This window comes from Idiomarina seosinensis (assembly GCF_003987275.1).
In the GTDB taxonomy this organism is placed as follows: Bacteria; Pseudomonadota; Gammaproteobacteria; order Enterobacterales; family Alteromonadaceae; genus Idiomarina; species Idiomarina seosinensis.
Window position 1 is genome coordinate 433,939 of record NZ_PIQF01000002.1, and the last position, 14,213, is coordinate 448,151.

Here is a 14,213-nt window from a genome sequence, read left to right on the forward strand (position 1 = left end):
CTTTACTCCTCAGGCAATTGCTCATACCCCATGTGGTACAAGGTAAACCCGAATATATCTGAATATTGCTCAATCGTTTTTGAAACCGGTGTTCCGGCACCATGACCGGCATTAGTCTCAATGCGAATAAGCTGTGGATCGCTACCGCCTGCTTTATCCTGCAATTCTGCGGCAAACTTGAACGAGTGCGCCGGCACAACGCGGTCATCATGATCCCCCGTTGTTATTAGTGTTGCCGGATATTCAACACCTTGTTCTACGTTGTGAACTGGCGAGTAGCCCAATAGATAGTTGAACATTTCTTCGCTGTCTTCAGCTGTACCGTAGTCATATGCCCAACCCGCTCCCGCAGTAAAGGTGTGATAACGCAACATATCCAATACACCTACAGCAGGCAGTGCAACAGCGAAAAGCTCAGGCCGTTGTGTCATGACCGCACCCACCAGTAAGCCACCGTTAGAGCCGCCACGCACGGCTAGCTGCTCGGATGAGGTGTACTCCTCTGCGATTAGGTACTCTCCTGCGGCAATAAAGTCATCAAACACATTTTGCTTCTGCATCTTAGTGCCTGCTTTATGCCACTCTTTGCCGTATTCGCCGCCGCCCCGCAGGTTAGCAACCGCATACACACCGCCCATTTCTAGCCAGGCAGCATTAGCAATGCTAAAGCTAGGCGTTAGGCTAATATTAAAGCCGCCATAACCATATAGGATGGTTGGATTATTACCATCCAGTTCCATCCCTTTTTTGTGGGTAACAATCATTGGCACTTTAGTGCCATCTTTCGAGGTATAGAACACCTGGTTGCTGACATATTGGCTTGAGTCAAAGTCAGCACCGGACTCTTCGTAGACCACTGATTCTCCGGTATCCGGGTTCATCTCATAAATGGTCTGTGGTGTGCTGTAGTTGGTGAAGCTGTAATAAACTTTTTCGGCATCTTGCTTCTCGCTGAAGCCGCTGGCACTGCCAACGCCGGGTAAATCGATATCGCGTACTTTGTTACCATCGTAGTCGTACTGTTCTACTTTAGACACCGCATCAACCATGTATTCAGCAAAGATATAACCCGCCCCGGTTGAAGGGTTAAGTACATGCTCACTGTGAGCAATAAAGCCCTGCCAGTTGTCGGCTGTTGGGTTACTTGCATCAACAGTAACAACACGACCATTTGGCGCATCCATATTCGTTTCCAGATACAACGTATTACCACGACTGGTTAATACGGATGTGTCGTAAGCCATATCACCATCAACCACAACTAACTCAGCATCAGCATCCGTTAGATCCTTCATATAAAGTTTATTGCCAGATGTGGAGTTCGCAGCTGATACCACTAAGAAGCGATCATCTTCCGTAACATAGCCGCCAACATAGCGGTGTTTTTCTTCATCCGTACCGCCAAATATCAGCTCATCGTCTGATTGTTCGGTACCAAGCTCATGATAATAGAGCTTGTGTTGATCAGTTTTTGCAGAGAGTTCACTGCCTTCCGGCTTGTCATAGCTTGAATAGTAAAACCCATCATTGCCTTTCCAGGAAATACCACTGAATTTCACATCCACTAACGGCTCTTCAAGCTGCTCACCAGTTTCAGCGTCAATAACGATAATTTTACGCCAGTCACTGCCGCCCTCAGAAATTGAATACGCGGCAATTGAACCATCTTCGCTAAAGGTTAGTTGCGCCAACGAGGTCGTTCCATCTTCGCTAAAAGTATTTGGATCGAGGAACACCTCTGCTTCTGCCTCTTCGCTCTGCTTGCGATAGACCACGTACTGGTTTTGCAGGCCATCATTTTTATAAAAATAAATATAATCACCTTCAAAACGCGGCGCACTGACTTTTTCATAATTCCACAATTCCGTCAGGCGCTGCTCAATTTTGTCACGAAACGGAATACTTTCCAGATGTTCAAAGGTCACTTCATTTTGCGCTTCTACCCAGGCTTCGGTTTCTTCGCTGCGATCATCTTCCAACCAACGATAAGGGTCTGCGACTTCAGTGCCAAAGTAGGTATCGACAGTGTCGCCTTTTCGAGTTTCCGGGTACTGCATATCATGCCCTTGTTCTGCTGATTGAACCTGTTCTTTTGAATTCTCTTGTTGCTCGCTACCCTGCTGCGGTGAGCAGGCTGCCAATACGCCTGCCGCGACCATGCTTATCATTAATCTCATTGTTATTGTTCCTCTCTAAACTATTTTTGTTATTAGCTTACGTTATCAGAAATCCACTGGTTACTCATTGTGTTTATGTTGATGAAAGCGAGCCAATGTCTCAGCATAGACATAGCGAACTTCCCTAGTAAAATTCTCCACTGAATGCGACGCTGCGCATTTAACCGCCTGTTCGGCAAGTTGTTTTCTTTTATCTTTATCCTCAAGTAAAAGCTGAACCTTATCGAGCCACAGCTCCTGCTTTGCAGGTGTCTTGTAGCCATTGGTACCATCGGCAACGACATCATCGATACCACTAGACCTAACTGCAACCACCGGCAGTCCCGCAGCCATCGCTTCCAGTATGACCATACCCTGAGTTTCCGATTGTGAGGCAAATAAGAAAATATCGCCTAACTGATACCAATTAGCCATTTCCTCCGGCGGCACCGACCCAACTAACGTCACATTCTCACCAAGACCTAACGAGTCGACTTTTTCCTGCAGTCTTTGCCGCTGATGTCCATCACCTATCATCAAAAACCTAAAGGGCTGGTTGGTTTGCCGCTTAAGTTGCGCCAGCGCATCAATGATAAAATCAATATTCTTCTCATTGGAGAGTCTCGCTACACTAACAAATACCGTTTCTTTGGTAATTTTTTGCTGTTGTTTTAGCCGCTCAACCACACTCTGGTCGACAGCCTGAAAACGTTCGAACTCAATACCCGTAGGCTGCACATAGATACTGCTTTTTACCCCGATCATGCGCAAATACTCTTCCGTCGACTGAGTCGGCACGATCACACTGTCGCATTTATTAGCGAACCGACGCACTAAGAAGTGCGCAATAATGTTACGAAATAAGCTGCCCGGTAAGAAAACAAAATGGGCGTAGTGTTCGAGACGGGTATGATAGGTATAAACAACTGGGATCTTTAACCGGCGCGCCATATAGACACCTAGCGAGCCGATCCAGAAGGGATGGTGAGAATGAATGATGTCCGGCTTAAATTGTTTAACTTTTTTGCGCACGTAACCCGAAAAAATATTAGCAAACCGAAATTCACTCTTATCACCAAAGGAAAATAAAGAAGGCATCCGCACCACATTATTTTCCTGTTTGGTTTTTTTTCGGTAGCGTGGCGCAACAATCATCACTGTATCTTTTACTTGCGTTAGGCCATATCTCAAACGCTCAATAGAGATCGGAACCCCGCCAATAAAGGGTAAATAATTATTAGTAAACATGGCCACTTTTAGTCGCTTATTAAGCCATGGAGTCGCATCGAGGTCATAGTTAGGATAGTACGACTTACCAACAAAAACAGCGTTATAAAGTTTAATACTGATCGCCAAGAATAAACTAACCAACAAGATAAAATTGATATAGCCCACGTAGAATAACGAATGGATAAAGAACCAAAAACTTTCAAATTGCTTGAGTATCGGGTGTTGCCCCACCGGCAGTTCAATTATTTCATGAGTAATACCTTTGTCGGCGCTAACAGTCACTTTTACGTAGTGATAAAAACTCTCGTCCTGATTAAGCACCAGCCCGCCAGCTCCGCCAGTAGTTATAAACGGTGTTTCGGCGTGACTTTTCTCAAAATACATCGCCACATTAGCCGAGAAAACTCGGTCAACCTTAAACTGCTCCAGAGTCGACAAAAGCGCATGACGAAACTCAATAGGCTGCAAATAATCTTCTGATTCAGCCAAAATAAACTCTTCTTCAGGCTCGAACAATGGATGTCCAATAAACAGAAACCGGTGTTTTGAAGTGTCAGCCTTAAGTAAATCAGTTATCCACCGAATCTGCCACTGCCAAGGAGTTTTGCCGGTGCTATCAAGGAAAATAAACCGACTGTCACCGGCATTAAAGCTGAAAAAGTGAGGCCCGTAATGGTCATAGAAACGGAAGCTACCAAATTCGTCATACTCGTTTTCGCCAAAGGTTAGCAGATAGGGCTTATTTAGATGAGATAATGTCCCATTAAGTGCTCGGTACTTATCCTCTCCTCCTCCGCTTACCGCATTACCGGCCGAAATAACAAAGTCGATGTTGCTATCGTTTAGCTGTGGAATAATTCGTCGTTCAAAAATGCCGACCGAATTATTGATGTTACCCAGCACCGCAAAACTGTAATCACTTTGGCCTTCAACTTTTGCATTGATAGACGCTAACTGCTCACTGTGAACAGAAGAGAACTCCGGAGTTACAACGTTCAAATAAAGCTTATAGGAGACTAACCCCGCCACAATGGCGACATTAAAGTAAAATAGAAATTTCAGCCAGCGCCTTTTATTCACTAATAAGTCCTTATTTATTGAACTGACTTCGCTTTATTAAATACCGCTGCAGCACCAATAAGCCGAAAACCATACCAAGATAAATCGTTAAGAATCGCCAGCTAAATGTCACCAAAAGTAAATGTTGTTGCTCTAGTATGCCACTAAAGAAACTGCCAAACACCCCCTCAGAGATACCTGAAGCACCGGGTGTCGGAGAAAAATACATAATAAAAGTGGTTACTACCAATAACCCTAAAGAGGCCAGGTAAGGGACATCATAGCCCAAGCCCCACATTAGTAGTGCCGGGAAACTAAATAAACTGAGAAGAAAGACAGCAGTATAAAAAACCGACAATAAGATAGCCAGTTTAGGCCCTTTAATGTAAACCGAGAAGCTACGAGAAAACTTCAGCATTTCTCGCATTACTTTAAAGTACCAAAGTCTGGCTTTGCCATCACTGATAAAATTTAGACGGTTGAGAAATTTGATCATGTTGGCTATTGGCGTTATTAACCAATGCGACTTTAATAAAACAACGGCAAAGAAAACGAGATATAAAACAATAAAGATGGCCAGTGCCGCACTGAGGTCACTGATAATAGAGGAGTTCTGTAATGGCGCTAACGTTAATAGAAAAACCGGTGTCAAAGAAAAGATAAATAATATGGCCAGCACAGTTCTGATGGTCGTAGCCGCGGTTGCTTTCCCCAACGACACCCCATGATCATACAGGTACCAGACCTGTGCAAATCCTCCGCCAGTAGCCATTGGCGTAATGTTCGAAAAGAAAATATTTATAAACACTAGCTTCGTCATTGCCTTAAGCGGGATTCGAAACCCTAAAGCAACCAACGTGTAGTAAAAGCGTAACCCATCAGCGGCAAAATAAAGCAGCAATAAAGCGATGGCGGCTACGATTAGCTTGGGCTGTAGAAGCTGAGCGTCAAAGCTGAAGCTTCTTTCAGAGAAATGTTCAAATACGGTATAAAAGCCAGCCAGAGTTAACGCAGTAAAAAGAGCAGCAAAAAGGGCTAACCGTTTCCATGACACTTTTGGCTTGTGCCCTGATAACTCTTTTTCTTCCTCCACTGAAGTATTCATTTACTGCTGCCGTCACCGATAGATAGGGAGATTATGTGGTGACGACAGCAGGATGTCAAAAAGCTAAGGCTGGAGCACTAGTTATAAGCAGGCATTAAGAATACTTCACGCACACAATTTCTTGGGTTTGCCGATAACGCATAGAGAACTGCATCAGCCACATCATCAGGATCAAGCTTGTCGGGCTTAGGCTCATCAAAGAAGGGGGTGTTGACCATACCCGGCGCTATTGTCGTACACCGGCCATTCCATTCTTTCATCTCTTCTGCCAGGTTTTGCGCGAAACCGTGTACAAACCATTTAGTTGCTCCATAAACAGAGCCTTTCAAGGTGATTCTGCCTGCAGCTGAACCGGTCATTAAAAAATGCCCGGTGGTTTTGCGCAAGTGGGGCAGGGTCAACTTAGCCGTATAAAGCAACCCGTTAATGTTTACATCGATCATGGATTTCCACTCGCCGGGATCGCCATCTTCGGTCCCTGCGCTCGACACACCTGTCCCGGCGTTTGCAAACACCGCATCTAACTGACCAAATTTTTCTACGCCTTGCTCTACCACTTGCTGAAGCTCGTCGTAGCTCCCGGCATCGGCTGCGACGCCAATTGCTTTATCGCTACCAAACTCGTTAATTAATTCATCGAATAGCTCTTTGCGCCGCGCAGTTAAGATCAGCCGGTGGCCTTCAGCTGCGGCCTTTTTTGCAGTTGCCTTACCGATACCGCTTGAGGCTCCAGTAATCAATACAACCTTAGACATACTGTCTCCTTTTTTGCCAGATTAAAAATCATCCAGCTATTTAAACTCTTTACTCGCTGCCTTTATCGCCGTTGCTAACGACTGAGTGGCTGACTCAAGCCCACCACTAATATCCGACCAGGCATCTTTGCTCGATTTCTTAAGGCTATCAAGTCGCTCTTCAGCTTCATCTTTCAACGTTTCGAGTTCTTTGATTTTTTGCTCATACTTGACCTGAGACTCTGCCTCTGCCTGTCTTGCTTTGGCTTTCAACCGGTCAATTTCTGCTTTCATCTCATCAATTTTTGCTTGATGCTTTTTCTCAAATGCGTCTTTATCATCGTTCTTGTGGCTCATACTTACCTCCAGAGTTCGCTGATTTAGCAAGTGCCTACGCTATTTAATAAGGATAAATCGTGGAATTTGATCACTTGGTAGGCGCAGTTGACTATTTAAGCTAACGTTTTCTACGCGATCTCTTTGACCGTCGCTGCCACCATAGGTACCCGCCGGTTATAGCCAATAGTAAAGGAATCACACCAACCACTGCCCAAATAACTTTGGTTGTCATTCCTGCGAAAGTCCCAAAGTGTAAACGCCGGGTGCTGTCCAGCGTTTTAGCCAGCAGCCCTTGTTCGTTTAAATTATAAGTACTTTGATACTCACCGCTTTGCGAATCGAAGTTCACCACACTGCCATAGTTACTCAATAAGGGATTAGCTGTTGGAGCCCGCCCAAAAACAGTAAAAGGCAAGTCAGGTTCAAACGGAAACAGGAGATAGGTTGGTTTAAAGCCATCTAGCCGCTGTTTGCTTTGCTCAACCAATCGGTCGATATCAACCGAATCCGAGTAGAGCCTATCCTGCATTATGTGATGCTCTTCGCCGGCACTGTGCTCTTTCCACTCTTCATAGTATATGAGGCCGCTGTAGTAACCGCCAGTAATGCCAATTACCAAGAGCACAGGGGAAGCTAGCGTGCCCCCCATTTTATGCAGGTCACTGAATACCACCAACAGACGCTGATTCCAACGCAATGTAAACAGTCGCGCCCAAAATCGCCGATAAATAATTAGCCCCGAAACGCCCATAAAAACCAAAAATACGGCAAGTAAAAAGCTGATAATAACACCCAGCTGTTCATCAAGACCGTCTATATCGTTCAACAACAGCGTATAGTGCAGCTCAACCAGCCAGTCAGTTAGGTAGTGTCCAGACTCTTTCGGTTGGCTTTGTAATTCGCCGGTATAAGGGTTCAGGTGGGCCTTATACCAGCTGTCAGTGCCTTCTTTGATAACAAAAACACGATCAGCTTCCGTGTGACCCGGTGGGAAGATTTCCCAACTACCAATCTCGTAGTCAGGCAACTGCTGGTTAATACTGTCTTTTAATGCATCGTAGGACTGTCGGTCTCTGCCTTGAGCATCTACCGTTGCCACGCCTTCCATGAGCCATGCATCAATTTCGGTTTTAAAGACAACAATGCTGCCGGTAAGGCATACAACAAGAAACGGGATCATAAGAATGATCCCGGTCCAACCATGAATTTTATGAAGCTGCTTTTTCATGTTTTAAAACGTATAAGTTACTGTGGCTGAATAATTAGCAGGTGCGCCATAAAAACCTTGCGCCCAATACAAGCTATTCAGGTACTTTTCGTCGGTCACGTTATACCCGTTGACACGAAAACTTAAATGGTCGTTAACCTTGTAGCTGGCCATTAATCCTAGCAAGCCATAGGCAGATTGACGGGTAATAATGGTTTCGCCGGCATTTTCGTACATATCACCAACCGTTCCCTGCACTCGCGACGTTGCATCTTGCCATTGATAAGTAGCTCCGATCTTAAGTTCAGGCATCGTTGGTAGCTGATAGGTCAATGATGAACGGAACAGCTTCTCTGCTGTGTAATCTTCTACCAAAGAATCGCCGTCAACATCGAACACCGTTGCAGAAGCACTGCCTTGCAAACCTTCGATAATTTCACCAGCAAGTTCAAGCTCTATACCATCACTACTGACGCCATCAGCAGCGCGATAAACCGGCTCTGGCACACCAGTTTGCGGGTTGATGACATCGCCGTCACTTACCGCCAGGTTCTCTTGCTCGATGTGGAAATACGCTAAGCTCAAAAGTGCACGCTGGTTAAATAAATCAGCCTTAATTCCAAGCTCTGAATTTTTACCGGTTAGTGGCTCCAAACGCTCGAAGTTACGATTACGCTCGGTCTGAGCCAAAAAGGTTTCGGTATAAGACGCGTAAGTAGTTAACGAGTCCGAAACATCATAAGTCACGCCAAAATAAGGGATGAACTGCGCGTCGTCTCGAGACTGATCAACACCATAACCTACCCCATCAGTTTCGAAGTCGTTATAACGGCCTCCTACTAATAGCTTTAAATCGTCAGTCAACGAGAGCCGAGCTTGGGCGTAAACCGCTTTTTGCGTATTATCTATAACACTACCAGCCTGACTATCGGTAAACTCTGGTAAAGGCGTATCACCATCCCATTCATTCAGCGCAGGCATTACTGGAAATCCATTGCCTGTATGGTAGTCGTAAACTGACGAGTCAACGTAATCAAGTCGCGAGTAGTTAGCACCCACTACCACATCATGTAATTGTCCCCAGGCGCTAAAGCTACCACTGGCATAGACATCCAGCATATCCTGCTTATCATCAAGATCGTATTCACTGCCGTAGCCGATTAGACCCAAGCCGGTTTCAGGGTCCAGCCCAACTCCCGCATCGGCCAAATATGTGTAAAACAATAAGCTATCTTCGTCTGTTCTTACTCGGTTGTATGCTGCACGCAACGTCCAGTTATCACTAAGCGCTGCCTCTAAATCAACAAAACTGCGGCTTTCACTTACTTTCCATTCTGACCAATCCGCAGCTACGTTCGTTGATTCGTGGTAGTTTGTCGGGGTGCCATCACCATAATACAGAGTTAACGCGCCCCACATATTACCGTCGGTATGACTTTCATGCTCGCTGTGACCAACCGTAACGAGCGCATTATCCGTCAAGGCGAAATCTGCTACGGCATAGAACACCTTGGTGTCATTTTCGTACCGGTCGAGGTAAGACTCACCGTTATCTAACGCAGCAACCACTCGCCCGCGAGTACGTTGGCTTAGTTTGCCTGAAGCATCGATCTCAACCCGCTTTTGATTCCATGAGCCCAGCTTTCCTTGCAGGCTCACTTGGGTATCGGAGGTCGGGCGCTTGCGAACCATATTAATGGTCGCCGCCGGACTACCGACACCCGTCATAATGCCATTAGCACCATGAATAACTTCGACCCGCTCATATAAAGCAGTATCGATACGGCCATGGGTATTATTGTTGACCAAAGGCAAACCTAAACCGTCAACCTGGAAGTTATTAAGCTCAAACCCCCGAGAGGTATAATACACGCGGTCGGTCTCTACATTCTCAACGTTGACTGCTGCGGCACTTTCTACCACAGAGTTAATATCGTCCAGCCCAAAGTCTTCTATTTGCTGACGAGTAATCACGGTCACCGTTTGGGGTGTTTCTTTCAGCGTCAAACCCAGCTTAGTAGCACCTTCCGCTGAGGAGCTGCGATACCCCTCTTGCTGTTGACCGGTTACCTTTAGTCTCTCCATCACCTTATCGGTGTCCTGAAACTCCTCGGCGGCAAGGGTTAGTGGCAGTCCTGCCAAAGTTAATGATAATGCAATTTTAGACAGCTTGTTCACGAGCAACCTCTGTTAGTAATCGAAGCAATTCAAGTTGGCGCAAACGATAATACAAATGAGAGTAATTCGCAATACCAATTTTTGGATACTTTATTTGTGCCGGCAATCCAATTCGCTACATAAACGTATTAACGGGCACGATGAATCATTAACGGAGAACACAATGTCTGACGTAGCAGGAAAAGTAGTCATTATTACAGGTGCCAGTAGCGGGCTCGGAGAAGCCTCGGCGAAAATGTTAGCGGCAAAAGGCGCAAAACTGGTTCTGGGTGCTCGTCGTGAAGAGCGTTTAAAGGAGTTGGTTGGCGAGATTAAGCAACAAGGTGGCGAAGCCATTTACAAAACAGTTGATGTAGCCAAACGTGAACAAGTAGAAGCACTGGCGAAGGCGGCTCGAGAACAGTTTGGCCGCATTGATGTGTTGGTTAATAATGCAGGTTTAATGCCTCTTGCGCCGTTAGACGAGCTTAAAGTCGACGAATGGGATCAAATGATTGACGTTAACATTAAAGGTGTGATGTACGGCGTTGGTGCCGTATTGCCAACAATGCGCGAACAACATAGTGGGCATATTATTAACTTATCGTCTGTAGCAGGTCATGTTGTGTTCCCTGGAGCAACGGTCTACTGTGCTACTAAGTATGCCGTTAAAGCTATTAGCGAAGGCATTCGTCAGGAGTCTAATGGTGAAATTCGGTCAACCAATATTTCTCCAGGCGCCGTTGCCACCGAGCTGACTGACCATATTAGTCATAAAGACTCAAAAGAGATGGCAGACGACTTATACAACGACGCAATTGACTCAGACGCAATAGCTCGAGCTATTACCTTTGCCATTGAACAACCGGGTGAGGTTGATGTAAACGAAATGATTATTCGACCGACCAAACAAGAACTTTAATTGCCAAATAAGCAAGGAACAGAATGAACACATACAAAGCGATTAACTTGGTGAAACGACCACAGCCTGGTCCAATCACCGAGGAGATATTCGACGTGGTGGAAAAGGAGCTTCCGCCCGTCGGTGACAACGAAATACTCATTAAGCAAACCCATATGTCGTTAGATCCTGCCATGTTTGGCTGGATGAGTCCTGATACAGAAAGCTATATACCGCCTGTTGAACTGGGATCTGTAATGCGCAGTTCTGGTGTTGGCCAAGTGGTTGAGAGCAACCACCCTGATTTCGCCGTTGGTGACCGGGTAATGGGAATGATGGGCTGGCAGGAATACGCTCTTAGTAATGGTCAGGGCATCAACAAAGTGGAGGCTGACGTTCCCGATGAAACAGTGTTGTCAGTATTCGCACTGCCCGGCTTAACAGCTACTCAGGGGCTATTTAATGTAGGAAAGCCACAACAAGGAGAAACGCTTGTTGTGACCGGAGCCGCAGGCTCGGTTGGTTCAATTGTTGGGCAGCTGGCAAAAGCTGAAGGTTTAACCGTTATCGGGGTCGTTGGTAGCGACGAAAAGGCCAACTGGATCGTTAATGAGCTCGGTTTTGACGGAGCTATTAATTACAAAGAAGGTGATCTGCATGATCAGTTAACCAAATTGACTCCTGACGGCATCGATTTATACTTTGAAAACACCGGAGGACCCATTCAACACTTGGTTTTCGAACGTATGAATGCCCATGGTCGAGTGGTTGTCTGCGGAATGATCGCTGATTACGGTAAGCAAGTTCCCGATCCGGGCCCAAACTGGATTCCTATCATCAAAAAACGTTTGACCATTCAGGGCTTTACCATGCCCGATCATTTTGACGAGATTCCAAGTTTACTGGCTAAGCTCACCCCTTACGTTATGGAAGGTCAGGTTAAATACCGAGCACATGTGCTGGAAGGACTTGAGTCGGCCATTGATGGGTTAAACCTGTTTTTCACTGGCGGTAACCAAGGTAAATTAATGGTGAAACTATAGTTTTTCCAGGTCTTCCAAGCGTTGAGGTTTGGAAAAGTAGTACCCTTGATAATAAACACAGCCCATTGCCTGTAGGGTAGTAAGCTCAGAGCTAGTCTCTACCCCTTCCGCAATAACAGTGAGGCCTAGCCCGTAAGACAGCAATAATATAGCTTCAACTATTTGGTAGTTGGAGCTAGTTCGTTCCAGCCCCTGAATAAAGCTTTTATCAATTTTTAGTTCGCTCAGCGGGAGTTGAGCCAGGTAGCGCATAGAAGAATAGCCGGTGCCGAAATCATCCAGCGAAAAAGTAATGCCAGCCATGTTTAACGCGGCCATTTTCGCAGAGACATCTTCGGTACTATCGACCAATAGCTGTTCCGTCAGCTCTAAATGCAGACGCTTAGGGTCAATGTCTCGCTGTCTCAGCTTATCGAGTATTTCATCCACGAACTGCGTTTGTCTAAATTGTAGTGGGCTAATATTTATCGATAACCGCACCGATTCATGATCCGCCCTTGCCGACATCCATTCAATAAAGTCACATGCCTGATCGAGCAGCCAGCTACCTATCTTTAAAATCGTACCATTATGTTCGGCGATTGGAATAAATTCATCAGGCGCAATCATTTCGGTGCCCGACTTCCAGCGTAATAGCGCTTCGTAGCCAATAAGCTGCCCCCCAGCCTGATACTGAGGCTGAAACATTAAAAACAGCTCAGATAGTAGTTCGGGGGATTTAAGTTTTTGATCAATTTGCGCAGAAAGCCGGTAATTATCGCCAATTTCCGGCTCATAAATTGTTAGCTCGCCGCGGTTTCGCACTTTTGACCGACTCAGCGCACTTTGGGTGTTATGCAGTATTTCTAAAGCATTACTCTTGGGGCCATCTACAATGCATCCACCAGCAGAAATTGAAAATGAAATTCGCTCGTTTTCAAAGGATATAACTTGTTCTAGTGTTTGTTTGATTTGATTAAACTCATTGAGAAGCTGTCGTTTGTCGGAAATATTTTTAATCAGTACCGCAAACTCGTCTTCTTGGACTCGCGCTGCAGTTACATGAGATAACGAAGCTAATCTCCCGCCTACCTGGGTCAGCACCTTATCTCCTGCATCTACGCCAAAACCCTCGTTGATCAAGGTGAAATCATCGATATCAAGACAAATTAATGCATGGCTTTCTGCTTGAGTTGCAGCGTAATCGTCGACTAAGGCCCCTAATTCGACTAATAAAGCATTTCGATTAAGCATTCCAGTCATTGAATCGGAATCGCGTAAAGATTGTAGTTCTTGTTGTCTTTCTATATTAGGCCGCAAATCACGGAGCGTTCCCATAAACCTCCGTTGACCTTCTTGAAAGTATTCACAAATACGCAGCTCGACAGGGATTACTTGATGCTGTCGGTCGACCACTTCAACATTCAGCATGCTGCCAATAATCTGGGCACTACCAGTTTCTATGTAACGTTGAATGTAGCTGTCATGATTTGCTTGATGATGCGCCGGCATGATGCTGCTAATGTTTTTGCCCAGCAATTGTTCCTGAGAAAAATCCAGTAGCTTTTGCGCAGCCGAGTTTGCAAATAAGATGACACCACCCTCGTCGGTGGTAAAAATGGCATCAAGAATATTGTCGAGGATTTTGTCCGCTGTATTGCTATATTCTCTGAGCTCGTTATTAGCGTTTTCCCGCCGGCTAACGTCATAGACGAAACCGGTCCATACCACCACCCCGTCATGTTGGCGTTCTGGGTATGAACGAGCTTCTAACCACAGCTCTTCACCTGAGGCTTTAATGACTGGAAAAACAAAGCAAAACTCACTCAGGTTTTGATAAGATTCCTGAATTAATTGCTGCATCTCAGCTTCGTAGCTGCGTGGAATAAGATCAAACAAAGCATTTTCATTTTCGATAATGAGATCGCGGCTAACCCCGGTAAAGTCCTCTATTCCGAGGCCTAAATGGGTAAACCGAGATTTACCATCCGGACTAACCTGAAACCGATAAAATGCTCCCGGCGTCAAAGCTGCAATCTTTTCAAACATGTTGAGCTCCCATCACGCGATACATAGGTTGCGCCGATAGCGAGAGCCTCACTCTATTACTTTGACCTAACCACGCTGCTGCTTTCCTAGCCAAACCTATCCCCTGGTCTTTATTACTTGCTTCCGTCAAGTACTTACTGCCAAATAACAAAACGAGATTCAGTGTAGTACTTTATTTTTTTATTATACAAGTAGTGTTGCTTTAGTCATTTTTTTTATAAACTGAAATACTCATTCTAACTCGTAAGCTTAGT

10 protein-coding genes are annotated in these 14,213 nt (G+C 45.5%); 2 read left to right on the forward strand and 8 right to left on the reverse strand.

Annotated elements, in window-relative coordinates:
- Positions 1-2 precede the first annotated feature (2 nt).
- The 7 genes from CWI81_RS08420 to CWI81_RS08450 form a co-directional block, all read right to left on the reverse strand.
- Positions 3-2,177 carry a prolyl oligopeptidase family serine peptidase gene (locus tag CWI81_RS08420; RefSeq protein WP_126784858.1) on the reverse strand — a complete coding sequence of 725 codons (2,175 nt, stop codon included), beginning with the start codon at positions 2,175-2,177 and terminating at the stop codon, positions 3-5.
- A 60-nt stretch (positions 2,178-2,237) separates the two neighbouring features.
- Positions 2,238-4,466, reverse strand: coding sequence for a glycosyltransferase (locus CWI81_RS08425; RefSeq protein ID WP_126784859.1), 2,229 nt, complete (start codon positions 4,464-4,466; stop codon positions 2,238-2,240).
- Between the two features lie 10 nt (positions 4,467-4,476).
- On the reverse strand, positions 4,477-5,550 hold the full coding sequence (locus CWI81_RS08430; RefSeq protein WP_126784860.1) for a lysylphosphatidylglycerol synthase transmembrane domain-containing protein: 1,074 nt from the start codon (positions 5,548-5,550) through the stop codon (positions 4,477-4,479).
- A 77-nt stretch (positions 5,551-5,627) separates the two neighbouring features.
- The gene (locus CWI81_RS08435) at positions 5,628-6,305 is read right to left on the reverse strand and encodes an SDR family oxidoreductase (RefSeq protein WP_126784861.1); all 678 of its coding nucleotides are present in this window, start codon (positions 6,303-6,305) and stop codon (positions 5,628-5,630) included.
- Positions 6,306-6,341: 36 nt separating this feature from the next.
- The gene (locus CWI81_RS08440) at positions 6,342-6,641 is read right to left on the reverse strand and encodes a sll1863 family stress response protein (RefSeq protein ID WP_126784862.1); all 300 of its coding nucleotides are present in this window, start codon (positions 6,639-6,641) and stop codon (positions 6,342-6,344) included.
- Positions 6,642-6,741: 100 nt separating this feature from the next.
- Positions 6,742-7,851, reverse strand: a complete 1,110-nt coding sequence (locus tag CWI81_RS08445; RefSeq protein ID WP_126784863.1) for a PepSY-associated TM helix domain-containing protein — start codon at positions 7,849-7,851, stop codon at positions 6,742-6,744.
- A gap of 3 nt (positions 7,852-7,854) precedes the next feature.
- On the reverse strand, positions 7,855-10,008 hold the full coding sequence (locus CWI81_RS08450; RefSeq protein ID WP_241970398.1) for a TonB-dependent siderophore receptor: 2,154 nt from the start codon (positions 10,006-10,008) through the stop codon (positions 7,855-7,857).
- Positions 10,009-10,171: 163 nt separating this feature from the next.
- Between CWI81_RS08450 and CWI81_RS08455 the strand changes: the two genes are divergently transcribed.
- Together CWI81_RS08455 and CWI81_RS08460 are read left to right on the forward strand one after the other, a co-directional pair.
- Positions 10,172-10,909: an SDR family oxidoreductase gene (locus CWI81_RS08455; protein ID WP_126784864.1), complete on the forward strand. Its 738-nt coding sequence runs from the start codon at positions 10,172-10,174 to the stop codon at positions 10,907-10,909.
- Between the two features lie 23 nt (positions 10,910-10,932).
- Positions 10,933-11,931 (forward strand): NADP-dependent oxidoreductase, encoded by a 999-nt coding sequence (locus CWI81_RS08460; RefSeq protein WP_126784865.1) that lies wholly within the window; start codon positions 10,933-10,935, stop codon positions 11,929-11,931.
- On the opposite strand, the gene CWI81_RS08465 is transcribed toward CWI81_RS08460, so the two are convergent.
- Positions 11,926-13,959, reverse strand: coding sequence for a sensor domain-containing protein (locus CWI81_RS08465; RefSeq protein ID WP_126784866.1), 2,034 nt, complete (start codon positions 13,957-13,959; stop codon positions 11,926-11,928). The genes CWI81_RS08460 and CWI81_RS08465 overlap by 6 nt on opposite strands.
- Between the last annotated feature and the right edge of the window lie 254 nt (positions 13,960-14,213).

Excerpts from the sequence above, each read along its gene's own strand:
- CWI81_RS08440 (WP_126784862.1), bottom strand. The coding sequence starts at position 6,641 with ATGAGCCACAAGAACGATGATAAAGACGCATTTGAGAAAAAGCATCAA.
- CWI81_RS08460 (WP_126784865.1), top strand. The coding sequence starts at position 10,933 with ATGAACACATACAAAGCGATTAACTTGGTGAAACGACCACAGCCTGGT.
- CWI81_RS08435 (WP_126784861.1), bottom strand. The coding sequence starts at position 6,305 with ATGTCTAAGGTTGTATTGATTACTGGAGCCTCAAGCGGTATCGGTAAG.
- CWI81_RS08445 (WP_126784863.1), bottom strand. The coding sequence starts at position 7,851 with ATGAAAAAGCAGCTTCATAAAATTCATGGTTGGACCGGGATCATTCTT.
- CWI81_RS08465 (WP_126784866.1), bottom strand. The coding sequence starts at position 13,959 with ATGTTTGAAAAGATTGCAGCTTTGACGCCGGGAGCATTTTATCGGTTT.
- CWI81_RS08420 (WP_126784858.1), bottom strand. The coding sequence starts at position 2,177 with ATGAGATTAATGATAAGCATGGTCGCGGCAGGCGTATTGGCAGCCTGC.
- CWI81_RS08455 (WP_126784864.1), top strand. The coding sequence starts at position 10,172 with ATGTCTGACGTAGCAGGAAAAGTAGTCATTATTACAGGTGCCAGTAGC.
- CWI81_RS08430 (WP_126784860.1), bottom strand. The coding sequence starts at position 5,550 with ATGAATACTTCAGTGGAGGAAGAAAAAGAGTTATCAGGGCACAAGCCA.